A 24,576-nucleotide genomic window follows, 5' to 3' on the forward strand; every position below is an offset into this window, starting at 1 on the left:
GGGATGAGTGTACGTACCCATCGCGCGGCCAGCCCCTGGCTGTTCCTGCTGCCGGGCCTGGCGGTGGTCGCCGCCTTCGTCCTGTACCCGTTCCTCAGCACGGTGCAGCACGCCTTCACCGACGCGCGTACGCTCACCCCGGGCGTGTGGGTGGGGCTGCGCAACTTCCAGGAGATGCTGCACGACCCGCAGTTCTGGACCGCGCTGCGCAACAGTCTGCTGTACGTGGTGGTCGTGGTGCCCTGCACGGTGCTGCTGCCGCTGCTGGTGGCCCTGCTGGTGGAGAAGCCGCTGAAGGGAGTGGTGTTCTTCCGGGCCGCCTTCTACACGCCGGTGGTCGCCTCCGTGGTCGTGGTGGCGCTGATCTGGGTCTGGATGCTGGACGACCGCGGGCTGCTCAACAGCATGCTGGAGATGGTGGGCGCGGGGCCGGTGTCCTTCCTCGGGGACGCCGGGCTGGTGCTGCTGTGCGCGATGGCCCTGACGGTGTGGAAGGGCCTCGGCTACTACATGATCATTTACCTGGCGGCGCTGGCGCAGGTGCCCAGGGAGCTGCACGAGGCGGCGGCCGTGGACGGCGCGGGGCCGGTACGCCGGTTCGTCACCGTCACCGTGCCCGCCGTGCGCTCCACGATGGTGCTGGTCGGCGCGCTGTCCTCGGTCGCCGCCTTCAAGGTGTTCTCCGAGGTGTACCTGCTGGCCGGGCCCACCGGCGGCCCCGCCGGAGAGGACAGCACGCTCGTGATGCTCGTCCAGCGCTCCGGTACGGGCCTGTCGGGCCGGGTCGGCTACGCCTCCGCGCTCTCCCTCGTCATCTTCTGCATCGCGCTGCTGCTGATGCTGCTGGTACTGCGCGCCGACCGTAAGGAGAAGACCGAGTGACCCGCGTCGGCCGCACGGAGCGGACCGTCCGCTACGTGCTGATGCTCGTCGTCCTGGCGATCTCCATCGGCCCCTTCCTCTGGCAGCTGTCCACCTCGCTCAAGGGCCCGGCCGAGAACATCTACCCCTCGCCGCCCTCCTTCGTCCCGCACGACCCGACGCTCGCCAACTACGCCGAGGTGGCCCGCATCATTCCGGTGTGGGACTACGCGCTGAACTCCCTGAAGGTCGCCGCCGCCAACGTCCTCACCAACTGCGTGGGCGCCTCGCTCGCCGGCTACGCGCTGGCCCGGCTGCGCTTCCGCGGCCGTACGGCGGCCGGACTGGTCTTCGTCGCCGCACTGCTGGTCCCACTGGAGTCGATCATCATCGCGCAGTTCACCACCATGCGTGACCTGGGCCTGAACAACACACTGGTCGCCGTGGTCCTCCCGGGCAGCGTCGGCGCGCTCAACGTGCTGCTGATGCGCAACGCCTTCCGCGCCCTCCCCTACGAGGTCGAGGAGGCGGCCGTGGTGGACGGCGCGAACGTCTGGCAGCGTTTCCGGCGCATCGCGCTGCCATCGGTGAAGGGCACCCTCGCCGTCGTCGCGATCTTCGCGTTCATGGGCGCCTGGGACGACTTCCTCTGGCCGCTGATCGTCCTCTCCGACCCGGACCACTTCACCCTCACCGTCGGCCTGAACTTCCTGCACGGCACCTTCGCGGACAAGCCGCGGGTGGTCGCCGCCGGAACCGTCATCGCGGTGGCCCCGCTGATCGTGATGTTCGCCTGTCTGCAGCGCTACTTCTTCCGCGGCGTGGGCGAGGGCGCCGTCAAGGGCTGACTCACCACCGAAGGAACAGGACCCCTGCGTATGCACCCCTTGCGCTTCGGCGTGAACTACACGCCCACCCGCGGCTGGTTCCACCACTGGCTCGACTTCGACCTGGACGAGGTACGGACCGACCTGGACTCCGTCGCGGCCCTCGGCCTGGACCACGTACGCGTCTTCCCGCTCTGGCCGCTCTTCCAGCCCAACCGCACGCTGATCCGTCCGCGGGCCGTCGACCAGCTGGTCGCCCTCGCCGACGCGGCCGCCGAACGCGGCCTGGACGTCGCCGTCGACGGCCTCCAGGGCCACCTCTCCAGCTTCGACTTCGTGCCCGCCTGGACCACCACCTGGCACCGCCGCAACCTCTTCACCGACCCGGACGTGCTGGACGGGCAGGCCGCGTACCTGGAGACGCTGGCGGCGGCCCTCGCGGACCGGCCGAACTTCCTCGGCATGACCCTCGGCAACGAGACCAACCAGTTCTCCGGCGACCCGCACCCCGACCCGGATCGCATCACCCCTGAGCAGGCGAGCGCGTGGCTGGAGCGGATGCTGGCCGCGTGCGAGCGGGGCGCGCCGGGCCGTCTGCATCTGCACGCCTCCTACGACGCGGCGTGGTACCTGGACGGGCACCCCTTCACGCCGCAACACTCCGCCACCCTCGGCGCGCTGACCGCCGTACACGCGTGGGTGTTCAACGGGACGGCGCAGCGGTACGGCCGGGAGTCCACGGCCACCGCGCAGCACGCCGCGTACCTGATCGAGCTGTCCAAGGCGTGGGCCGAGGACCCGGCCCGGCCGGTGTGGCTCCAGGAGGTCGGCGCACCCGTGCCGCACATCCCCGCCGAGCACGCCCCCGCGTTCGTACGGGACACCGTGCGCGCCGCGCTGGACTGCCCGGGCCTGTGGGGCATCACGTGGTGGTGCTCGCACGACGTGGACCGGGCGCTGGCCGACTTCCCCGAGCTGGAGTACAGCCTCGGGCTGCTGACGAACGACCGGCGGGTCAAGCCGGCCGGCGAGGCGTTCGCCGCGGCGGTACGCGAGGAGCGGGCCGCGCCGCACGTTCCGGCGCCGCGCACCCTCGCACTGGCCGTGGAGAGCGGCACCCCGTGCGCGCCCGGCGGCCCGGTCTTCGAGGCGTGGATGCGGCTCGCGGAACGCGGGCTGCGGCCGGCCTGCGTACGGCGCGAACGGGCCGCGGACGGCGCGTACTTGAAGGACCGCGGTATCGCGGAAGTGATCCAGCCCCACGAGGCGTGAAGGAGCCCCACCACCATGCACGACCACCGCACCACCACCGAAGCCCGACTGAAGCGGGTGCTGGACGAGCGCCTGTGGCCCGCCGTGTACCCGGAGTCGGTGCCGCTGACCGTCGGCGTGTGGCACGCGCCCGGCGAGCCGGTGCCGGTCGCCGAGGGCCTCGCGGCGCCGCGTACGCCCATCGAGGCCGGTGCGCCGTGGGGACCGCCGTGGGGCACCAGCTGGTTCACGGTCAGCGGCACCGTCCCCGAGAAGTGGGCGGGCCGTACCGTCGAGGCGCTGCTCGACCTGGGCTTCGACGAGAACATGCCGGGCTTCCAGTGCGAGGGGCTGGTGTACCGCCCGGACGGCTCCCCGGTGAAGGGGCTGAACCCGCGGAACCAGTGGGTGCGGATCGGCGCGCCCGTGCGTGGCGGTGAGGAGGTGCTGCTGCACGTCGAGGCGTCCGCCAACCCCGTGATCCTGGACTACCACCCCTTCCTCCCCACCGAGCTGGGCGACCGGGAGACGGCCGGTGACGTGCCGCAGTACAAGCTGGCCCGGACGGACCTCGCCGTCTTCGACGAGACCGTGTGGGAGCTGGCGCACGACCTGGAGGTGCTGGGTCAGTTGATGGCCGAGCTGGGCGAGGACTCGGCGCGCCGGTGGGAGATCCTGCGCGCGGTGGAACGCGCCCTGGACGCGGTGGACCTCCAGGACATCGGGGGTACGGCGGCTCGCGCCCGCGAGCTGCTGACGGATGCGCTGGCCGCGCCCGCCCACGCCTCCGCGCACCGGATCAGCGCCGTCGGGCATGCGCACATCGACTCGGCGTGGCTGTGGCCGCTGCGCGAGACGGTGCGGAAGGTGGCGCGTACGGCGTCCAACATGACGGCGCTGCTGGCGGACGAGCCGGACTTCGTGTACGCGATGTCGCAGGCGCAGCAGTACGCGTGGCTGAAGGAGCACCGGCCCGAGGTGTACGCGCGGGTGAAGAAAGCAGTGGCGGACGGCCGCTTCGTGCCGGTGGGCGGCATGTGGGTGGAGTCGGACACCAACATGCCGGGGTCCGAGGCGCTGGCCCGGCAGTTCGTGCACGGCAAGCGGTTCTTCCTGGAGGAGTTCGGGGTCGAGACGGAGGAGGTGTGGCTGCCGGACACCTTCGGCTACTCGGCAGCGCTCCCTCAGCTGGTCCGGCAGGCGGGCGCGAAGTGGTTCCTGACGCAGAAGATCTCCTGGAGCCGGACGAACCAGTTCCCGCACCACACGTTCTGGTGGGAAGGCCTGGACGGGACGCGGGTCTTCACGCACTTCCCGCCGATGGACACCTACAACGCGCAGCTGTCGGGCAAGGAGGTCGCGCACGCGGCCCGCAACTTCCGCGAGAAGGGCGCGGCGACGCGGTCGCTGGCGCCGACGGGCTGGGGCGACGGGGGCGGCGGCACCACGCGCGACATGCTGGCGCGGGCCAGGAGGCTGGGTGACCTGGAGGGCTCGGCGCGGGTCACGTTCGAGAAGCCCGCCGACTTCTTCGAGAAGGCGCACGCGGAGTACCCGGACGCACCGGTGTGGACCGGTGAGCTGTACCTGGAGCTGCACCGCGCGACGCTGACCAGCCAGGTCCGTACGAAGCAGGGGAACCGGCGCAGCGAGCACCTGCTGTACGAGGCGGAGCTGTGGTCGGCTACGGCGGCGGTGCGCACCGGCCACCCGTACCCGTACGCGCAGCTGGACCGGCTGTGGAAGGAGGTGCTGCTGCACCAGTTCCACGACATCCTGCCGGGCACGTCGATCGCCTGGGTGCACCGCGAGGCGGCCGAGCGGTACGCGCGCATCGCGGCGGAGCTGGAGGAGCTGATCGGCGCGGCGCAACGGGCACTGGCGGGTGCCCCGGCGGCAGGCGCCACGCTGGTGTTCAACGCGGCCCCGCACGGGCGGGAGGGCGTACCGGCGCGCGGTGCGCGACCCGAGCGGGCGGCACCCAACGGCACCGGCTGCGTGCCGCGCGCGGGCGGCGGCTACGTGCTGGACAACGGACTGCTGCGGGCCGAGGTGGACGGCCGCGGGCTGCTGGTCTCGCTGTACGACCTGCGGGCCGGGCGGGAGACCCTCGCCCCGGGCAGGGCGGCCAACCTGCTCCAGCTGCACCAGGACTTCCCGACGATGTGGGACGCCTGGGACGTGGACGAGTTCTACCGCAACACGGTGACGGACCTCGTCGACGCGGAGGCCGTGGAGGCGGTGGACGGCGGCACGGCCGGTGCCGTACGGGTCCGGCGCGCCTTCGGCTCCTCGTCCGTCACGCAGGTGCTGACACTGCCGCCGGGAGCGGCGCGGCTGGAGATCGCGACGGAGGTGGACTGGCACGAGACGGAGAAGTTCCTCAAGGCGGCCTTCCCCCTCGACGTGCACGCCGACCGGGTAGCGGCGGAGACCCAGTTCGGCCATCTGTACCGGCCCACGCACACCAACACCAGCTGGGACGCGGCGAAGTTCGAGGCGTGCGCGCACCGTTTCGTGCACGTCGAGGAGCCGGGCTGGGGCGTCGCGGTGGTGACGGACTCGTCGTACGGGTACGACGCCTCGCGCGCCGCCCGGGAGACCGGCGGCGGCACCACCACGACCGTACGGCTCTCCCTGCTGCGTGCGCCGCGCTTCCCCGACCCGCGCACGGACCAGGGCGTCCACCGCTTCCGCTGTGCGCTCGTGCCGGGCGCCGGGATCGGTGACGCGGTGCGCGAGGGCTGGGCGCTGAACCTGCCGGAGCGGCGGGTGGCGGGGTCCGCCGAGGCGGTCGAGCCACTGGTGTCGGTGGCCGGCGACGCCGTCACCGTGACCGCCGTGAAGCTCGCGGACGACGGCAGCGGCGATGTGGTGGTACGGCTGCACGAGGCCCGGGGCGGACGCGTCCGGACCCGGCTGGACTGCGGTTTCCCGGTGGCCTCCGCGGTCCGGTGCGATCTGCTGGAGCGGCCGGCCGGGACCGGCGGCGAGCCGTGCGAGGACGGCGGCCTCGCCCTGGAGCTGCACCCGTTCGAGATCGTCACGCTGCGGCTGGCCCGTGGCACGGCGGAGGAGGCGTGACCGTGGCCCCCGCCGGGCGGCCGGCGGATGTCAGCTCCCGTACACGTACGGCGTGGTGGTCGTGAGCGCGGTGAAGCCGAGGCGCTGGAGGATGGGGCGGCTCCGGTCGGAGGCGTCGACCTGGAGGTAGGGGTAGCCGCGTGCCGCGGCGATGCGGGCGCGGTGGGCGATCAGGGCGCGGTACAGGCCACGGCCCCGCCACTCCGGGAGGGTGCCGCCGCCCCAGAGCGTGGCGAACGGTGCGGTGGCCGGCAACTCCATCCGGGCCGCGCTCACCGGGGTGTCGCCGGCCATCGCGACCACCGCCACCACCGACTCGGGTGCCTCGGCGAGCCGGGCCGTCAGCTGCCCGGCGAACCGGGTGCGGCCGGGACCGAAGGCCTGCTCGTGGACGGCCACCATGAGGTCGACGCCGGCGGGGCCGGTCACCGGTTCCAGCCGGACGCCGGCCGGGAGGTCGGCACTGGCCGGCAGGGTGGCGGTCCTGGCGGCCATGACGGTCTCCTCGTCCTCGGGGACGAAGCCGGCCGCGCGGAGCCGGCCGGCGAGGCAGGCCGGGCGGTCATGGGAGTGCAGCTTCCATTCGAAGGCGCGGCCGAGCGCGGTGAAGTGCTCGATCTGGGCGGCGATGGCGGCGTCCGCCGTGGCGGGCGTGAGGTCGGCCCAGAGGACGCCGTGCCAGCCGTCCGCCGGTCCGCCGGTCTGCCGGACCACGCCGTCCGTCCGCTCGATCCGGGTTCCGGGGCCGTCGGGCCTGGCGTCCTGTCGCATGCGCCGGTCGTACTCCGCGAGCACCTCTTCGTGATTCATCCCGTCACTTCAGCAAGGTGCGTGCTTCCGGACAACCGTATTTGTGCCCCCGCGGAGGTGGCAGGGATGCCGTGAGCGGGTATGGGGCTTGCGGCCACCGCGCTCACGCCGGGGCGTGGAAGCACTCAGGTCGCCGATTCCCGTCCCCTCACTTGCAGGTTTAGGTTTGCCTAACCTAACGTAACGACGCGTGGTGATGACCGAACCATCAGCTACCGAAGCCCCGTTGAACGGAGCGCGGACCCCCGGAGCGTTACGGCGGGGCATCCCGCTGCTCCTCGCCGGCGTCTGCGCGCTGGCGGTGTGCGCAGCCCTCAGCCTTGCCGTGGGCGCGCGTTCGGTGCCGCTGTCCACCGTCCTCGACGCGCTGGCGGGAACGGCACACGGACGCGACGCCCTCGTGGTCACCGGCCTGCGGCTGCCCCGCACCCTCGTGGGCCTCGCGGTCGGCGCCGCGCTGGGCGTGGCCGGCGCGGTCGTCCAGGGCATCACCCGCAATCCCCTCGCCTCGCCGACGACGCTCGGCATCAACAACGGCGCGGGCTTCGCCGTCGTCGTCGCCATCTTCGCCTTCCATCTCACCCGGCCCGTGGAGTACGTCTGGTTCGCCTTCGCCGGGGCTGCCTGCGCCGCGCTCTTCGCGCAGGCGCTCGCCCGGCGCGCCGGGGACCTCGACCCCGTACGGCTCGCGCTCGGCGGCACGGTGCTCCAACTGGTGCTGCTCTCCTGGACGTCGACGGTGATGCTGGCGAGCAAGCGGTCGCTGGACGAGGCCCGCTTCTGGCTGGCCGGCTCGCTGGCGGACCGCCCGCTCGCCGTCCTCGCCCCCATGCTGCCCACTCTCGTACTCGGTCTCCTCCTCGCCCTGGCGATCGCCCCGGCACTCAACGCCCTCGCGCTGGGCGACGATTCGGCGCAGGCACTGGGCGTGCCCGTCACCCGCATCCGGCTGGCCGGCGGGCTCGCGGTGGTACTGCTCGCGGGCTCGGCGGTCGCCGTGGCAGGGCCCATCGCCTTCATCGGCCTGGCCGCACCCCACCTCGTACGGCTGCTGCTCGGCACCGACCACCGCCTGCTGGTGCCCGGCTGTGTGCTCGCGGGCCCGCTCCTGCTGCTCGCCGCCGACGTCCTCGGCCGGGTCGTCATCCGCCCCTCCGAGCTGCAGGTCGGCATCGTCAGCGCCTTCCTGGGTGCCCCGCTGCTGGCCGTACTGGCCCGGAAGGTGGCCCGGTGAGCGTCGTCGCACGGTCCCGCAAGGCACCCGTCACCGACCGGCCCGCGGCCGGGCCCGCACACTCCGGGCGCCGCACCCTCCTGCTGTCCGGTACGGCACTGGCCGTCCTGCTGGCGCTGGTCGTCTGCTCGGTGGCGGCCGGCGAGACACCGCTGTCGCCGGGTGCGGCCCTCAAGGGGCTGGTCGGCCTCGGTGACGGCGGGGACGTACTGATCGTCCAGCAGTTCCGGGCACCGCGGACGGCCGCGGCCGTCGTCGCGGGCGCCGGCCTGGCGGTGTCCGGCGCCCTGCTCCAGCGGATGTTCCGCAACCCGCTCGCCTCGCCCGACGTGATGGGCGTGACGGGCGGCGCTTCCTTCGGCGCGGTGGCGATGCTCGCCGCCGGCGCGTCCCAGGCGCTGGTCCCGCTCGCCGCGCTGGGCGGCGGGCTGCTCGCCGCCGTGCTGCTGGGCGTGTTCGGGTGGCGCTCCGGCGTCAGCGCCACCCGGCTGGTACTGGTGGGCCTCGCCGTCCAGGCGGGCCTGACCGCCGCCGTGAACTTCATGGTCGTACGCTTCCCCGCCGAACTGGCCGGGTCCGCGCTCCAGTGGACCACCGGCTCGGTGTACGGGCGTACCTGGACGGAGGTGTGGGCCGCGGGTGCCGCGGTGCTGGCCACGCTGGCCGCCGCCGTCCTGCTGCACCGCAAGCTCGCCGTGCTCGGCCTCGGCGACGAAGCGGCCGGCGCGCTGGGCGTACGGACCGACGCCGCGCGTCTCCAGATCCTGGTCACGGCCGTGGCACTGGCCTCGCTGGCCGCGGCCCTCGCCGGCCCTGTCGCGTTCGTCGCGCTGGCCGTCCCGCACACGGTGCGCTTCCTCGCCGGGCCGCCGACCGCGGGGACCCTGGCCCTCACCGGCCTCGCCGGCGCCGTCCTGCTGCTCGTCTCCGACCTGGTGACGCAGCATCTGCTGCCGGTCGGCGGGCTGCCGGTCGGGGTGGTCACCGCCACCCTCGGTGCGCCCTGGCTGCTGGTGCTGATGACCCGTCAGAGCAGTCCCGTCCGGAGGAGCGTCCGATGACCGCCAACCAGCTCTCCACGCACGGCCTCGACCTGCGCTACGGCGACCAGCTGATCGTCGGCGGCCTCGACCTCGAACTGCCCGGCGGCGCCGTGACCGCCGTCGTCGGCCCCAACGCCTGCGGCAAGTCCACCCTGCTGCGCGGCCTGGCCCGGCTGCTCGCGCCGGCCGCCGGCACCGTCACCCTCGACGGCGCCGACATCCACCGCATGCCCGCCAAGGCACTCGCACTGCGCATGGGGCTGCTCCCCCAGCAGCCCGTCACCCCCGACGCGATCACCGTCGAGGCACTCGTACGGCTCGGCCGCTACCCGCACCAGAAACTGCTCAGCCCCTGGTCGGCGAAGGACCAGGCCGCCGTCGAGGCGGCGCTGGAGCGGACCGGTACCGCGGCCCTGCGCCACCACCCCGTGGACCGGCTCTCCGGCGGCCAGCGGCAGCGCGCGTGGATCGCCCTCGCGCTCGCCCAGGACACCGCACTGCTGCTGCTCGACGAGCCCACCACCTTCCTGGACCTGCGGCACCAGCTCGACGTGCTCGACCTGATCGCGGAACTGCACGCCGAAGCCGGCCGCACCGTGGTGATGGTGCTGCACGACCTCGGGCAGGCCGCCCGCTACGCGGACCACCTCGTGGTCCTCAAGGACGGCCGGCCGGCCGCTGTCGGCCCCCCGGCCGAGGTCCTCGACGCGGCGCTGGTCAAGTCCGTTTTCGACGTGGGCTGCCGGGTCGTACCGGATCCGGAGACCGGCACCCCGCTGGTCGTCCCCAAGGGCCGCGCGGCGCGGCGTACCGCCGTCTCCGCCTGACCGCCCTTCCCGGTCCCACCCCCCACACCGTCCCTGCTCCGCTCACAGGCAAGGAACTGGACTCCCATGGCCAACAGATCAGCTCCACGCGGCCCCGCCCGGCTGCTCACCGCACTGCTCACCGTCCTCCTGGGCGCCGCGGCCCTCACCGCGTGCGGCGGCGCGGCGTCCGAAGGGGAGAACGAGACCGAGGGCGCCGCCTCCGGCGCCTTCCCGCGCACGCTCGACACCGTGATGGGCGAGGTGGAAATACCGGCCCGGCCCCAGCGCGTCGTGGTCCTGGACACCGGCGAGCTGGACGACGTGACCATGCTCGGCATCACGCCGGTCGGCGCGGTCTCGCCGCACATGAAGACCGAGGGCGGCTTCCCCGCGTACCTCAAGGACAAGGTCGACGGCGTCACCGACGTCGGGCCGCTCCTCGAACCCGACCTGGAGAAGATCGCGGGCCTGAAGCCCGACCTGATCCTGTCCTCCAAGGTCCGGCACGAGAAGGTCTACGACAAGCTCAAGGCCATCGCCCCGACCGTGTTCACCGAGACGACCGGCGGCCCCTGGAAGGCCAATCTCAAGGTGCACGCCGAGGCGCTGGGTGAGGAGAAGCGGGCCGCCGCAGCGATGAAGCGGTACGAGCAGCGCGCGAAGCACCTGGGCGAGGCCGTCGAGAAGAAGGCCGGCACCATGCCCTCCGCCTCCGTGGTCCGCTTCGTCGCCGGACCGACCCGCCTCTACACGAAGGCCTCCTTCAGCGGTGTCGTGCTCGACGACATCGGTCTGGCCCGCCCGGCCTCGCAGTCCTCCACCGACCCGGCGGAGCCCATGCTCGACGTCAGTCCTGAGCAGATCGACAAGGCCGACGCCGACCTGGTCTTCGTGACCGTCGCCGACACCCCGGCCAAGACCCGGAAGAAGGACGTGACCACCAACCCGGTCTGGCAGGACCTGCCCGCCGTCAAGAACGGCAAGGTCTTCGAGGTACCGGACGAGACCTGGATGTCCGGCATCGGCATCCAGGCCGCCGGGCACATGCTCGCCGACGTGGCGGAGGCCACCGGCGTCGAACTGCCCGAGAAGTGACACACCCGCGGGGGCGGTCCGCGGTCCCCGGCCCGCCCCCGCACCACCCCGGACCACCCCCGAACCCGAAGGGGTCCCGCTCATGCGGATGCACCTGCTCGCGCTCAACCCCACCGACTCGGTCACCGACGGCTTCCTCCCGGCCGCCGCCCGCCTCGGCCTCGACGTCACCGTCCTGACGGACCAGCCGGCGGCCCACCACGGGAGATATCCGCGTACCGAGATCATCGAGTGCGACGTCCACGACGTCCGCGCGGTCATCAGCCGGATCGCCGCGCACGGCCCCGCCGACGCGGTCTTCACCAACAGCGACCATCTCCAGACCCAGGCGGCGCTGGCCGCCGCGTACTTCGGGCTGCCCGGCAAGGACTGGCGTGCGGCGCTGCGCGCCAAGAACAAGGCCGAGATGCGCCGCCACCTCGCCGCCGCCGGCCTCGACACCGTACGGTCCGCACAGCTCGCGCCCCATGAGGAACCGGGCACGCTGGCCGCCGCCGGTCTGCCGTACCCCTGTGTCCTCAAGCCCCGCGAAGGGGTGGCCAGCGAGGACGTCGTGCTGGCCGAGGGGCCCGGCGAACTGGTCGAGCGCGCCAAGGAGATACGGTCCCGGCGGCCGGAAGCGGCGCTGGTCGCCGAGGAGTACCTGCCCGGCGAGCTGTTCACCCTGGAGACCCTGGGCGACGGCCGGACCCTGCACGTCCTCGGCGGATTCCACACCACGGTGTCCCCTCCCCCGGCCTTCATCGAGGAGCGCCTCACGTTCGTCGCATCCCACCCCGAGCCGGTCGTGGCACAGGTACTGGCCCAACTGCGCGCGCTGGGCGTCGGGTTCGGTGCCTGCCATACCGAGTTCGTGGTCCACGAGGGCCGCGCCCGGCTCATCGAGGTCAACTACCGCGCCATCGGTGACCAGTGCGACCTGCTGCTGGCGCAGGTGCTGGACGTACCGCTCTTCGCGCACATCCTCCGCACCCACCTGGGCGAGCCGCTGCCCGCCGGCCTCGGCGCCCGGACCGGCCGCGCGGCGGACGTACGGTACGCCCTCGCCGACCGGGCGGGCACCCTCACCGCCGCACCCGCGGCGCAGGACCGCACCGTCGACGGCGTCCGTCTGACGTACCGTCCGCTGCGCGCGGTCGGCAGCACGCACCCGCACTACCGCACCAACCGCGACTACCTCGGCGTACTGCGGGCCGTCGGCAGCGACCAGCGGGCCGTCGACCGGGCCGCCGAGGCGTTCTTCGCCACCGAACGCTGGGAGATCACCCCGTGACCGCCGCTACCGGGACCCGCACCGGCACGGGGACGGCGTGCGGGCCGGCGGAGCGCGCGCTGCTGGTGCGCGTGCTGAGCGCGCTGCTGCGGGAGGACGTGGCGGGCCTGCGCACCCGGAGCACCGTCCTGCAGCGCCCGGACGGTCAGTGGCTGCGACTGCCCGCCGGGACCGGCGAAGCGCTGCTGCTGCCGCTGACGCCCGACGGCTACCAGGCCGAGTACGCGGCCCGGCTGCCGCTGCTCGTCCGCGAGGCCGACGGCGCCCGGCTGAGCGGCCTCGCCGACGTCCTCGCCGCGCTGCGGGCGCACGCCGACCCGCTCGACCACGACGGCTTCGACGCCTTCGCCGAGGAGTGCCGGCAGACCCTCGCGACGCTGCGGCTGCACGCCGCGACGCGGGACGAGGTGACCGCCGCGCTGACGGACCGGCACGGCCCGGACCCCGCCCGCTGGACGGGTCTGGCCGCGGGGCTCGCCCACGACACGCTCGCGGCCCGCCTCGACCACCCGGTGTACCCGGCCTCGCGCGGGCGCTCCGGCCTGGACGAGGAGCTGCTGCGGGCGTACGCGCCGGAGTTCCACCCCCGGTTCCCGCTGCGCTGGCTGCTGCTGCCGCGCGCCGCTGTCACCGTGGCCGGCGGCGCCGACGCACTGCCCGCCTGCTGGCCGATGCCCGCCGACCTGGCACGCCCCGACCTGAACCGCAGCCACCTCGCGCTGCCGGTGCACCCGCTGACCGCCGGCGGCCCGCTGCGCTCCGCGCTCCGGGAGACGGGCCTGACCGCGGACGCGGTGCTGACCGAACGCCCCTGGCTGGAGACCGTACCGACGCTGTCGATGCGTACCGTGGCGGCGGCCGCCGACCCGCGGACGCATCTGAAACTGCCGCTGGCCACCTCGACGCTGGGGCTGCGCAACCGGCGCACCATCAAGCCGCCCACCCTGGTCGACGGCGCGGCGGGCCAGCGGCTGCTGGAGACGGTGCTCGCCCGTGAGCCGCGGTTCCGGGAGTCGGTGCTCCAGGCCGACGAGACGGTGTACGCGCACGCCGGGCACGAGCTGCTGGCCGTACTGTGCCGCCGCTACCCGGCCGGCCTGGACGGCAGCGCCGTCGTCCCGCTGGCCGCGCTGCTCGCCCCGGCGCCCGGCGGGCGGCTGGTCATCGACCACCTCGCCGACCGGTTCCACGGCGGCGACCCGCTCGCGCTGCTCGACGCCTGCCTGACCCTGCTGTTCGACTGGCAGACCACGCTCTTCGGCTACGGCATCGCCCTGGAGTCCCACCAGCAGAACGTCTCGCTGCTGCTGGACCGGACGGCCACGGGCGGTACCCGGATGCGGCTGCTGTTCAAGGACAACGACGCGCCCCGGATCAACACCGTACGGCTGCGGGAGCGGCTGGGCGCGGCCGCGCCGGACCCGGCGGACTTCGCCGACGGGCGGATATGCGGTGAGAGCGACGGTCCGGTGGCCGACGTGTTCACCACCATCACCGTCCACCTGTGTGCCGGTGCGTACGCCTTCGGGCTGGCGCGGCACGGCCGGGCGCCGCTGGACCGGCTGCTGGGGCTGGTCCGCGACCGCCTCGCCGACGCCGTCGGGCGGCTGGGCACCGGGCCCGGCGAACCGGGCACCGTCCTGCGCGCACGGCTGCTGGACGCGCCGTACCTGCCGGTCAAGGCGATGGTGAGCGCGGGGACGCTGCTGTCGAAGGAGCGCTCGGGCGCGGCCGACATCAACAAGCACTACACCACGGGCCCCAACTACCTGCGGCCGGCGGGGAGTGCCCGGTGAGCGCCACCGCGCCGCAGGCGTGCCCGGCGCCCGCCGTTCCGCCGGGCGGCCCGGCGGTGCCGGGGCTCGGCCGCCGTCAGGTGCACGCGGTGGCCGGCTGCTACTTCGTGGCGTCCTTCGCGGCGCTCGGCCTGCCGCCGTTCCTGACCGAGATCCTGCCCGGCCTGGGTGACCGTGGTGCCCGGTGGGCCGGTCTGCTCTACATCGTCCCCACCCTGTTCGGCGGGCTCGTCGCCCCGCTGTGGGGACGGCTGGCGGACCGCTTCGGCCGGAAGAAGCTGCTGCTGCGCGCGCAGTTGGGGCTGGCCGCCGCGTTCCTGTTCGCGGGGTGGGCCGACTCGGTGGCCACGTTCACCGCCGCGCTGGTGCTCCAGGGCGTCCTGGGCGGCACGTTCGCCGCGTCCAACGGCTATCTGGCCGCGGCGCTGGAGGGGCCCGCGCTGTCCCGGGCGCTGACGCTCATGCAGGGCAGCGCCCGGGCCGCACTGGTCCTCGCGCCGATCGTGGTCGGCACGCTGTCGCCGTGGCTGTCACCGCACCGGCAGTACGCGCTGCTCGCGGTGTTGCCGCTGGCCGCGGCGGTGATGCTCACGGTGCTGCCGGAACCGCGCCGGGCCGGGGCACACGGTGCCGGTACGGCCGGAGCGGACCCGGCCGGGTCCGCACGCGGCAACCGCGGGACGCTGCGCGCCCTCCTGGCCCTGGAGTTCGTCTTCGTCCTCTCGACGGTGGTCTCCTTCCCGTATCTGATCTCGCTCGTCAAGGAGCGCATACCGGGGACCGGGGCGCTGGTGTCCGGCGTGCTCTTCGCACTGCCGCACATGTGCTACCTGGTCGCCGCGATGGCGGTGCACGCCGCCTTCCGCACCCGGCCCCGGCTCGGAGTGGCGCTCGGCTTCGCCTGCGTCGCGCTGGGCTCGGCCGGGCACGACCTCGCCGACTCGCTGCCTGCTTTCCTGGCCGTCCGGGTACTGCTCGGCGCCGGTCTCACGCTGGGGCTGGTCTGCATGTCCGTGCTGGCCGCCGACTGCGCCGAGGGCCGGGCGCCCGGCGGGCTGTTCGGCTCCATCGAGTTCTTCTCCAAGGCCGGCGCGGTCGCCGCCGGCCTGGCCGCCGCGGCCGGCAACAGCCTGTTCGGGCCGTCGGCTCCCCTGCTCATCGGCACCGCGATCGCCGCGGTCACCGTGCTCGCGACCGCCCTCCCGCCTCTCTTCCGCCGTCTTTCCGCTACTCGCAGGAGCTCTTGATGCCTCCGCTGACGAACCCCGCAACCGAACGCACCGGTACCCCGGCCCCCGCTTCCCCCGCCCGGCTGCCCACCGCCGACGACGCGGTGGCGCACACCCTGCTCAACTGCCTGCTCCGTGAGGTCTCCGGCCCCGAGCACCAGACCGCCGTCGACCGGGGCCACCTGCTCCTGCGACTGCCCCGCCGCGACGTGCAGCTGCGGGTCGCGCTGCGCCGTACGTCGCTGATCGGCGCGCACCGCTTCAGCGGCCCGGTGTCCGAGCGGACCGGCGACGGGTGGGCCGAGATCGGCTGGCGGCGGCTGGCCGAGTACGTGCACGCCGAGCTGACGCTGCGGACCGGGGTGACCAACGACGAGTTCCTGGACCAGGTCGCCGCCGGCCACCGGGCGACCGCGGCGGCGCTGGCCGGCCGGCCGGCGCCGGAGGACGCCGGTGCGGCCGGTGACGGCGCCTGGGACTGGCACGACGCCTATGTGGCCTCCGAGCAGTCGCTCGTCCTCGGCCACCGTTTCCACCCCACCCCCAAGGCCCGCACCGGCGACCCCGGCGCCTGGCAGGCGTACGCGCCCGAGACCGGCGGCACCTTCCCGCTGCTGCTGCTCGCCGTCCGCGAGCAGCTGGTCGCGGAGGAGACCGCGGTGCCGGACGCCGCCGCTCCGCTGGACGCGTCCGGCGCACCGGTGCCCGCCGGATACCGGCTGCTGCCCGCGCACCCCTGGCAGTACGAGCTGCTGCGCGGCCATCCGGGCCTCCGGGCGGCCGTGGCGCGGGACGACGTCCGCGTGCTGGGCGCCGGCGAGGTGCCCTACGCCGCGACCGCCTCGGTCCGCACCCTCTACACGGCCGACACCTTCCTGAAGTTCAGCCTGAACGTCCGGATCACCAACTGCCTGCGGAAGAACGCCAGTTACGAGTTGTCCGGCGCGGTCGCGCTCACCCGGCTGCTGGCCCCGGTCCTGGACGGCCTGGCCGCCCGCTTCCCCGGCTGCGCGGTGCTCCGCGAGCCCGCGTACCGCAGCCTGGCCCTCCCCGGACCCGACGGTTCCCCCGACACCGCGCTGCTCGAAGGATTCGGGGTGATCGTCCGCGAGGGGCTGTCCCGGCGGCTGCTGCCCGGCACCACGCCGCTGCTCGCCGCCGCCGTCGCCGACGAGTACCCGGCCGGTCCCGCGCACATCTCCCGGCTGCCGGCCGGCGCCGACCCGCAGACCGCGCTCAAGTGGTGGGCCGCCTACCTCGACCTGCTGGTCCCCCCGGTACTGGCCGCCTACTTCGACCACGGTCTGGTCTTCGAACCGCATCTGCAGAACGTGCTGATCTGCGTCGACGGCGCCGGCATGCCCGCGCAGGTACTGCTGCGCGACCTGGAGGGCACCAAACTGCTCCCCGAGCGGCACGCCGACCTCCTCGCCACGCTGCCCGCCGAGGTCGCCGGGCCCCTGACGTACGACGCGCAGCGCGGCTGGGACCGGGTGGTGTACTGCCTGCTGGTCAACCACCTCAGCGAACTGCTCGCCGCCCTCGCCGACCTGCACCCGGAGACCGAGGCCGCGCTGTGGGGCGAGGTGCGCCGCGCCCTCCAGCACCACGCCGACCTGCACGGCTGCCCGCCGCGGCTGGCCGCGCTGCTCGCGGGCGTACCGCTGCCCGCCAAGGCCAACCTGCTCACCCGCTGGGCGCGCAAGGCCGACCGCGAGGCGGGCTACGTCCCGCTGCCCTCGCCGCTCGCCGCCTCCGTCCTCTCCGCCACCGCCGGGAACGCCTGATGACCGCCCCCACCGCCGCCGTCCGCGACCGCGTCCGCACCCTGCGGCCCGAGGACCTCCCGGCGTACTGCTACGACCTGACGGCACTGCGGAACCACGCCGGTCACGTGCGGGCTTCCCTCCCCGGCCGGGTCGAGCTGTACTACGCGGCCAAGGCCAATCCCGAACCGGAGGTGCTGGCCGCGCTCCGGCCGTACGTGCACGGCTACGAGGTCTCCTCCGGCGGCGAGCTGACCCACGTCCGCAAGGCGGTGCCCGGCCTCCCGCTGGCCTTCGGCGGCCCGGGCAAGACCCCGGCGGAGCTCGCCGGCGCGCTGGCCTCCGGCGTCGAGCGGTTCCACGTGGAGAGCGTGCACGAGCTGCACATGCTCGCCGCCCTGGCGGTACGCCACGCCCCCGGCCGCCGCGTCGCCGTACTGCCCCGCTTCAACCTCCCCGTGAGCGGCGGCGCCCTGGACGGCGGCGCACTCACCATGGGCGGCCGCCCGGCCCCCTTCGGCATCGACCCCGAACAGGCCGACGAGACCGTACGCCTGCTCACCGACGGCACCTACCCGCACCTCGAACTACGGGGCGTACACGCCCACTTGGCCAGCGGACTGGAGGCACCCGCCCAGCTGGCGGTGGCCGGCTCGATCGTCACCTGGGCCACCGGCCTGGCCGCCCGGCACCGCATACCCCTCCCCGAAGTGGTCGTCGGCGGCGGCATGGCCGTCGACTACACCGCGCCGGAGCGCCGCTTCGACTGGACCGCGTACGGCACAGGGCTGGCCCGGCTCACCGCGGCGCACCCGGAGCTGACGCTGCGCATCGAGCCGGGCCGCGCGCTCACCGCGTACTGCGGCTGGTACGTCACCGAGGTGCTGGACGTGAAGCGCAGCCACGGTGCGGAGTTCGCCGTGGTCCGCGGCGGCACGCATCATCTGCGCACGCCCGCCACCAAGGGCCACGACCAGCCCTGCACGGTGCTGCCCGCCGACGGTCCCTGGCCGCATCCCTGGCCCCGCCCGGCGGCCGTGGGTGACCGGGTGACGCTGACCGGCCAGCTGTGCACGCCCAAGGACCTGCTCGCCCGGGGCGTGGCAGCGGCCGGTCTGCGGGCCGGTGACCGAGTGGCGTTCGGGATGGCAGGGGCGTACGCGTGGAACATCTCGCACCACGACTTCCTCATGCATCCGCGCCCCGGCTTCCACTTCCTCGGCGCGCCCGAAGGAGGCTGAGGCCGTCCGGTCCCGGTGTCCAGCGGGCGTGCCCGTCCGGGACCGGGTTCGTGCGGTCGGCGACGTATCCGGTGGACAGCGGGGCGCGGCGGGACGACGCTGGACCGACGACATTCGTACCCGTATGTCACGGAGGGGAGCCACCATGTCGCAGGCAGCACCCCACGCAGCGGGCCCCAAGCAACCCCGGGCGCACGGCCCGGAGAACGTCTGGGCGGCCAGCGGCACGCTCTTCGCCGGCGTCCTGATGCTGGTCTCCGGGGTTCTGGGCGTCCTGGAAGGCATCGCCGGCATCGCCAACAACAAGGTGTACCTGCTGAGCAACGAGCTGACCGGCACCTACGTCTACGAGTTCGACACCACCGTGTGGGGCTGGATCCACCTGATCCTCGGCATCGTGGTGGCCATCACCGGCTTCGGGCTGCTCAAGGGCGCCCGCTGGGCCCGCATGTCGGGCATCGTCCTGGCGGGCCTGTACGTGATCGCGCACTTCATGTGGCTGCCGTACCAGCCCATCTGGGCCACGGTCGGCATCGCGCTCGGCGTCTTCGTCATCTGGTCGCTGTGCACGGACCGCACCCGCTACATCCCCTGACGACGAGGCGCCGACGGCCGGCCGGGCCGCCGGCGCTCCCGTTCCTCAGCGCTGCAACACGGCCGCCAGTGCCTTGCCGAGCTCCGCGCGGGCCTCGTCCGCCGTGCCGGGAGCGGCGTGCCTACGCCAGGCGACGTAACCGTCGGGCCTGACGAGGAGGCAGCCGGACTCCTCGGTGGTGCTGAGGCGGTGCCAGTCGCCGTACGCGTCGCGGGCGGCGGGCGTGCCGATGCGTACCGTGGTCAGGGGAACGCCGAGGTCCGTGGCGCAGGCCGTGGCGGCGGTCTGCCACACGGTCCCGGAGAGGCCGGTGACCAGGGTGAACCGGCCCTTTCCGATCAGGTCGAGGGTGGAGACGCGGTGGCCGTGCGCGTCCGTCAGCCAGACGTGCGGGAGCTTGGCGCCCGGGCGGGTGCTGGGCTGGTGGTACAGCTCCCGGTCGCGCGGCCACTCCTCCGCCGGGGTGCCGTCGTCGAGCACGGCGGCGGAGGCATACCGCTGGTTCAGCTCCACGCCGTGCGCGTTGAACTCGTAGTTCTTCAGCTCGATCGCCGCGTCCAGCTCGCGCCGCCGCCGTGCGCCCGCCGTGTCCGGTGCGCGGCAGGCGGCCAGCGCACTCGCGATCCCTTCCTGGTCGGCGCCGCCACCGATGCCCAGTGCCTGGAAGATCGGGCCGAACTGGTCGCGGCTGAGGTTGGCGCGGTCGACGATCTGGCGGCCCACGGGGGCGCGTTCGGCGGTGTAGGTGTCGAGCAGGCCCTCGCCCGCCTGGCCGCGTACCACCATCGCCAGCTTCCAGGCGAGGTTGTAGGCGTCCTGGACGGAGGTGTTGGAGCCGAGGCCGTTGGACGGCGGGTGGCGGTGCACGGCGTCCCCGGCACAGAAGACCCGGCCGGTGGCGTAGCGGGTGGCGTAGGTGTGGTTGACGGTCCACAGGGAGGTGGAGGTGATCTCGACGTCGATCGTGTCGTCGCCGATCAGGTCGTGGACGATGCGGCGGGCCTCCGCCCCGTCGATCTCCGGGGGCGCCTCGTTGATGTCGTAACCCCAGGTCAGCAGCCACTCGTTCCAGGGGCGGACCATCCGGACCAGGCCCATGCCGATGCCGCCGGTCGCCGCGCCGGGCCGCATGACCCAGTACAGGACGCTGGGGCGGTGGGCGACGTGCGCGCTCAGGTCGGCGCGGAAGACGATGTTCATGCTGCCGGCCTTGCCCTCCTGCCCCGCGATGGGCAGGTCCGCCTGCTCGGCGACGCGGCTGCGCGCACCGTCCGCGCCGATCAGGTAACGGGCGCGGACGGTGAAGTCGTCGCCACGCAGCCGGTCGCGGAGGTGGGCCGTGACACCGTCCTCGTCCTGCTCCAGGCGGACGAACTCGGTGTCGAAACGGACCTTGGCGCCGCGCGCGGCGGCGTTGCCCACCAGGATCGGTTCGAGGTGGTTCTGCGGCAGGTCGGTCATCGGGCAGGGGCTGGCGGCGGTGTACTCGGAGAGCCGGTCGTCACCGGTGCCCCAGGTACGGATGCGGCCGATCTCCTCGCCGGTGAGCGCGGTGCACAGCACGGTGTCGCCCATGAGGTGCTGCGGGGTGCCCGCGGCCAGCGCCTGGTCCTCGATGCCGAGGTCGCGCAGGACTTCCAGGGTCCGCTGGTTGGTGATGTGGGCACGCGGGGTGTCGGCGGTCCAGCCGTACTTGCTGACGAGGGTGGTGCGTATGCCGTACGTGGCGAGCAGCAGGCCGGCACTGCTGCCGGCGGGTCCGCTGCCGACGACGAGCACGTCGGTGTCGTACGCGTCGGCGGTGGCGGCACAGGCGGTGGGGTCGGTCATGGTCTTACCGGTCTCCGGAGGTGGCTTCGGGGGCGAGGCGGAAGGTGTGGTCGAGGGAGCGCCACGGGCCGTCGGCGGGGCGGCCGTCGGGGGTCGGGCCGTGGTGTTCGGGGAAGTCGATGACCAGCGCGTCCTTGACGCCGAAGACGGCGTCGGCATCGATGTACGCGCCGCCGGCCACGAAGAGCTGGGTGACGAGCGTGCGCCGCCCCGGCGCGCTGATCATGAAGTGGACGTGCGGAGCACGGTAGGGATGCCGCCCGACAGCGGCGAGCATGTGCCCCACCGGCCCGTCGTCGGGAATCGGGTACTCCGAGGGCAGGATGGAACGGAAGCGGATCCGGCCCTCGTCGTCGGCGCGGAAACGGGCGCGCAGCTGCGGCCCGTCGAGGTCGGGCAGCTGGACGTCGTAGTGACCGTTCTCGTCGGACTGCCAGACGTCGGCGACCGCACCGGCCAGCGGCTCGCCGTCCAGATCGGTGATCCGCACGTCGGCGTACATCGGGGTGCCGGGCAGCCCCTCGGCGAGGTCGGCGCCGTCCGGCAGCGCGGGCGGCCCCTCGACGTAGAAGGGGCCGAGGACGGCGGACGGGGTGCTCCCGGCGGTACGGGAGTGGGTGAGCAGGTCGACGGCGCTGGAGATCCCGAGGGTGTCGGAGAGCAGGATGAACTCCTGACGCGTCGCGGAACACTGCTGTCCGGTGCGGGTCAGGAAGTCGATGGCGTACCGCCATTCGGCGTCGGTGAGGCCGTTGTCGGCGACGAAACCGTGCAGCCGGCGGGTCAGATCGGTGAGCAGCTGCCGTACGCGCGCGTCGGGCGCCCCCGCGAACCCGGCGGTGACCTGCCCGAGGAGGGTGTGCAGGGAGTCCGCGAGGGGATCGGCGGGGGCCGGGCGGCGGCCCGCGAACGCGTCGGCGAGGAGCGTCGCGATGCCGTCCCGGGTGACCGCACGGGGGTTGGGGTAGGGGGTGGCGGTCGCGAGCTCGGCCGCGCGCGGCAGGTCGGCCTCGGCCAGCCCCAGGCCGGCGAGGCTCGTCGGCGCGCCGAGCCGCCGGATCAGGTCGTGTACGGCGGTGGGCGCGTCCGCGGCACCCAACGCACGGGCGATACGGCGCATCGCGTCGGGCGCGGCGGGCGCGTTGTACGCCATGGCGTACGGGAGCACGACGGTGTGCGTGGGGGCGTGCGGCAGGCCGAAGGATCCGCCGAGGGTGTGGCACAGCTTGTGGTGCAGCCCCATGCCCACGCTGCCGAGGCAGGTACCGGCCAGCCAGGCGGCCTCCAGCGCGTCGGCCCGCGCCTCCCGGTCGGCCGGGTCGGCGATGATGCGGGGCAGTGCAGCGTTCAGCAACTCGATCGCACGCAACGCGAGTTGCTCGGTCACCGGGTCCGTCTCCGCCGCGTACAGCGCCTCGACCGCGTGCGCCATCGCGTTGATGCCACTGGTGACGGAGACCCGCACCGGCAGACCGAGGGTGAGGTCGACGTCGTACAGGACCGTGCCCGGCCGGATCTCCGGTGCCGAACGGGTGGTCTTCACGCCGTTCTCCGTCTCGCCGAGCACCGGCGTGGCCTCGGACCCGGCGTACGTGGTCGGCACGACGACCTGCGGCAGTCCGGTCCGTGCGGACACCGCCTTGGCCAGGCCGGTGGTCGAACCGCCGCCGACGGCGACCAGGCAGTCGGCGGCCAGCTCCCGGGCGGCGGCCACGGCCCGTTCGGTGACCTCGACGGGGGTGTGCATCGCCGCGCCGGTGAACTCCCCGGCCGCCGCCGCGCCCAGGACCTCCCGGGCCCGGCGGGCCAGGTCCGCCCGCCCCGGCGTGGTGAGGACCAGGGCCCGGCCGGCACCCAGACGGGCCAGCTCCTCGGGCAGGCGGCTCAGCGTCCCGGTACCGAAGACCACCCGGGCGGGGTGGCCGGCGTAGGTGAATGCGCGCATGCGACTCGCTCCGACTCTCACGGTTCGTGATCGGCAGGTGGGGTGACGAGTATCGGCCGGGCGACCGCCCCGACGCCTGCACGATCCTGCCGCGCCCGCTGCACGAAAAGCGCGTCCGGGCAGGGGCCGGGGCGGGCTGCTCGTCGTACGCGGCTGCCTGCCGTACGGGCGTCAGCGGGCGCGGCGCAGTGCGCCCGGTGTGGTGCCCAGTTGTGCGCGCAGGACGCGCGTCAGGTGTTCCTGGTGCGAGAAGCCGCAGCGGGCCGCGACCTCACTGATCGGGACCGTGGTCGTGCGCAGCAGCCGGCAGGCCTGTTCGACCCGGAGCCGCATGAGGTACCGGTGCGGCGGCAGCCCGGTACGCGCCTTGAAGCCGCGGGCGAACTGGCTGACGCTCAAGTTGGCCGCCGCGGCCAGGTCGGCCATCGGCAACGGGTCCGCCAGCCGGGCGTCCAGCAGTTCACGTACGGCCGCGAACTGGCGCTCCGTCAGCCCGGCGCGGGGCCGGACCGGGCCCTGGACCGGACGGCGGCGGGTGCTGTGGTGCCGCGCCAGCTGCCCAGCGATCATCATCCCGAGCTGGTCGGCGTACGTGCGCGCGCCCGGGTCCCGCTCGCGTACGACGCCCTCCAGCGCCAGGACGAGCTGCTCCATCAGCTGGTCGGTGACGCCGAACTCCTCGGCGAGCCGCACGGGGCGGTCCCCCGCGGCTGCTTGCAGCGCCTCGTCGGCCAGGTAGACGTGCACGGTGTCCAGCCGGCCGCCCAGCTCGACGTCCAGCTCCGTGTCCGCGGGGTGCAGGAAGAGCCCGCCGGGCGGGACGCGGCGGGCGGCGGTGAGCCCGCGCCGGCCGCGGCTGACGGTGACCGGGCCGTCCAGGTGCAGGATCAGCAGATGGCTGCGGGCGCCGTCGAAGGCCGCACGGTAGGGCAGTTCGCGCTGGGTGGAGAGGTAGAGGTGCTCCCAGCCCAGGCCCGCGCTGGTACGGTCCTGCCTGACCCACGGCTGCGCCAGGATCCCATGGGTGTCCTGCAGCCCGAGCTCAGCCACCGACTCCTGCCTCCCACCGCGGTATGCGCACCGCGCATCACCGTACCGGTGCGTCAGCGCCGTACCGTAGCCCGGCAGTGGCCCGGGGGTGAAGGCGGCGGCGTACCGTTTCCGCCCCCCTTCTCCCCCTTGGGGGTGACGAGGTCCCCTTCTCAACACAGTACTCGGGGGTACTGACAACGCCGGTGCCCCACCGCCCCACCGCCCCGCCACCCCACCGAACCGCTCTCCCGCCGGCCCGCCGCAACCACCGAATCCGCGAACCGCCGCCCCCGCGGCCCGTGGACGCGCGTACTCTACAAGTCTGTAGAAGCGCGGCCGGGGCGGAACCCGGGCGCGACGCTTCGGGCGGGAGGGCGTGGAGTGCCGTTGGACCGAGAGCCCGCGCGGCGGAGGCCTGCGCGGCGGGTGGCGCCGGTGCCCCGCCGCGGGCCCGTCCCGGATGCCGCATCCGTCAGCTACCGGCAGTCCGGGCCCACGGTGCCGGCCGGGCGCCGGGAGATCGGGATGTGGGACGCGGCGGGGCGGGCCGTGGGGCGGCTGGACTACCAGCTGTGCCACGAGTGCCGGCGGGGCTGGATCCGTAACATCGCCGTGGCCGAGCACTGGCGGGGCCGTGGCCTGGCCCGCGAGGCGCTGCACCGCGCGCTCGCCCCGGCGGCGGCCTACCGCTGGTACACCTCCCGGCAGACCGCGGACGGCCGCCGGTTCTTCGCGGCGATGACCGAGGAGACCGCCGTCGCCTTCCCCGCCCCGTTCCTCGCGCGCGGCGCCCGCTGCCCGCACATGACGGCCCGTCGGGCGCGCGCCGGGCGGTGACCGTGGACCGGTCATGGG

General features: G+C 73.9%; 19 protein-coding genes. 15 read left to right on the forward strand and 4 right to left on the reverse strand.

All coding sequences use genetic code 11. The features are described from left to right. The first annotated feature begins 3 nt into the window (after nucleotides 1–3). From AAC944_RS04410 to AAC944_RS04425, 4 genes are read left to right on the forward strand one after another with little or no spacing between them, the layout of a single operon-like run. Nucleotides 4–882, forward strand: a complete 879-nt coding sequence (locus tag AAC944_RS04410) for a carbohydrate ABC transporter permease (RefSeq protein ID WP_030611864.1) — start codon at nucleotides 4–6, stop codon at nucleotides 880–882. A gap of 41 nt (nucleotides 883–923) precedes the next feature. Further along, a complete protein-coding gene (locus AAC944_RS04415; protein ID WP_078888441.1) occupies nucleotides 924–1,709 on the forward strand; it encodes a carbohydrate ABC transporter permease in 786 nt (261 codons plus the stop codon). A 30-nt stretch (nucleotides 1,710–1,739) separates the two neighbouring features. Then, entirely contained in the window at nucleotides 1,740–2,960 is a 1,221-nt protein-coding gene (locus AAC944_RS04420) for a glycoside hydrolase 5 family protein (protein WP_030611858.1), read from the forward strand. A gap of 15 nt (nucleotides 2,961–2,975) precedes the next feature. Then, nucleotides 2,976–6,023 (forward strand): alpha-mannosidase, encoded by a 3,048-nt coding sequence (locus tag AAC944_RS04425; RefSeq protein WP_030611855.1) that lies wholly within the window; start codon nucleotides 2,976–2,978, stop codon nucleotides 6,021–6,023. 30 nt (nucleotides 6,024–6,053) lie between these two features. Here the strand turns inward: AAC944_RS04425 and AAC944_RS04430 are convergent, their stop codons facing one another. After that, on the reverse strand, nucleotides 6,054–6,833 hold the full coding sequence (locus AAC944_RS04430; RefSeq protein ID WP_030611852.1) for a GNAT family N-acetyltransferase: 780 nt from the start codon (nucleotides 6,831–6,833) through the stop codon (nucleotides 6,054–6,056). A 265-nt stretch (nucleotides 6,834–7,098) separates the two neighbouring features. On the opposite strand from AAC944_RS04430, the gene AAC944_RS04435 reads away from it, so the two are divergent. The 10 genes from AAC944_RS04435 (at nucleotide 7,099) to AAC944_RS04480 (ending at nucleotide 18,914) form a co-directional block, all read left to right on the forward strand. Beyond that, a complete protein-coding gene (locus AAC944_RS04435) occupies nucleotides 7,099–8,067 on the forward strand; it encodes a FecCD family ABC transporter permease (protein WP_030611850.1) in 969 nt (322 codons plus the stop codon). 107 nt (nucleotides 8,068–8,174) lie between these two features. After that, nucleotides 8,175–9,128: a FecCD family ABC transporter permease gene (locus AAC944_RS04440; RefSeq protein ID WP_438272814.1), complete on the forward strand. Its 954-nt coding sequence runs from the start codon at nucleotides 8,175–8,177 to the stop codon at nucleotides 9,126–9,128. Further along, nucleotides 9,125–9,937 (forward strand): ABC transporter ATP-binding protein, encoded by an 813-nt coding sequence (locus tag AAC944_RS04445; protein WP_030611845.1) that lies wholly within the window; start codon nucleotides 9,125–9,127, stop codon nucleotides 9,935–9,937. The genes AAC944_RS04440 and AAC944_RS04445 overlap by 4 nt, the downstream gene beginning before the upstream one ends. Nucleotides 9,938–10,003: 66 nt before the next feature. Next, nucleotides 10,004–11,014, forward strand: a complete 1,011-nt coding sequence (locus AAC944_RS04450) for an ABC transporter substrate-binding protein (RefSeq protein ID WP_030611842.1) — start codon at nucleotides 10,004–10,006, stop codon at nucleotides 11,012–11,014. 82 nt (nucleotides 11,015–11,096) lie between these two features. Then, entirely contained in the window at nucleotides 11,097–12,287 is a 1,191-nt protein-coding gene (locus AAC944_RS04455) for an ATP-grasp domain-containing protein (protein ID WP_030611839.1), read from the forward strand. Next, entirely contained in the window at nucleotides 12,284–14,083 is a 1,800-nt protein-coding gene (locus AAC944_RS04460) for an IucA/IucC family protein (protein ID WP_030611836.1), read from the forward strand. Before AAC944_RS04455 ends, AAC944_RS04460 begins: the two co-directional genes overlap by 4 nt. A 56-nt stretch (nucleotides 14,084–14,139) precedes the next feature. Further along, nucleotides 14,140–15,330, forward strand: coding sequence for an MFS transporter (locus AAC944_RS04465; protein WP_037771812.1), 1,191 nt, complete (start codon nucleotides 14,140–14,142; stop codon nucleotides 15,328–15,330). After that, entirely contained in the window at nucleotides 15,330–17,099 is a 1,770-nt protein-coding gene (locus AAC944_RS04470; protein WP_030611828.1) for an IucA/IucC family protein, read from the forward strand. The genes AAC944_RS04465 and AAC944_RS04470 overlap by 1 nt, the downstream gene beginning before the upstream one ends. Continuing rightward, on the forward strand, nucleotides 17,099–18,319 hold the full coding sequence (locus AAC944_RS04475) for a type III PLP-dependent enzyme (protein WP_030611825.1): 1,221 nt from the start codon (nucleotides 17,099–17,101) through the stop codon (nucleotides 18,317–18,319). Before AAC944_RS04470 ends, AAC944_RS04475 begins: the two co-directional genes overlap by 1 nt. A 145-nt stretch (nucleotides 18,320–18,464) precedes the next feature. Further along, on the forward strand, nucleotides 18,465–18,914 hold the full coding sequence (locus AAC944_RS04480) for a DUF7144 family membrane protein (protein WP_030611822.1): 450 nt from the start codon (nucleotides 18,465–18,467) through the stop codon (nucleotides 18,912–18,914). Nucleotides 18,915–18,959: 45 nt separating this feature from the next. On the opposite strand, the gene AAC944_RS04485 is transcribed toward AAC944_RS04480, so the two are convergent. From AAC944_RS04485 to AAC944_RS04495, 3 genes are all read right to left on the reverse strand, one after another. Further along, complete coding sequence (locus AAC944_RS04485) at nucleotides 18,960–20,744, reverse strand: FAD-dependent oxidoreductase (protein ID WP_037771732.1); 1,785 nt, start codon at nucleotides 20,742–20,744, stop codon at nucleotides 18,960–18,962. Nucleotides 20,745–20,748: 4 nt separating this feature from the next. Further along, nucleotides 20,749–22,689 (reverse strand): maleylacetate reductase and hydroxyquinol 1,2-dioxygenase domain-containing protein, encoded by a 1,941-nt coding sequence (locus tag AAC944_RS04490; RefSeq protein ID WP_030611817.1) that lies wholly within the window; start codon nucleotides 22,687–22,689, stop codon nucleotides 20,749–20,751. 171 nt (nucleotides 22,690–22,860) lie between these two features. Next, a complete protein-coding gene (locus tag AAC944_RS04495; RefSeq protein ID WP_030611814.1) occupies nucleotides 22,861–23,739 on the reverse strand; it encodes a helix-turn-helix domain-containing protein in 879 nt (292 codons plus the stop codon). Between the two features lie 417 nt (nucleotides 23,740–24,156). Here AAC944_RS04495 and AAC944_RS04500 point away from each other — a divergent pair, with 417 nt between their 5' ends. Further along, complete coding sequence (locus AAC944_RS04500) at nucleotides 24,157–24,558, forward strand: GNAT family N-acetyltransferase (protein ID WP_196942884.1); 402 nt, start codon at nucleotides 24,157–24,159, stop codon at nucleotides 24,556–24,558. The last annotated feature ends 18 nt before the right edge of the window (nucleotides 24,559–24,576 follow it).

The sequence above is a fragment of the Streptomyces sclerotialus genome (assembly GCF_040907265.1).
GTDB classification, from domain to species: domain Bacteria; phylum Actinomycetota; class Actinomycetes; order Streptomycetales; family Streptomycetaceae; genus Streptomyces; species Streptomyces sclerotialus.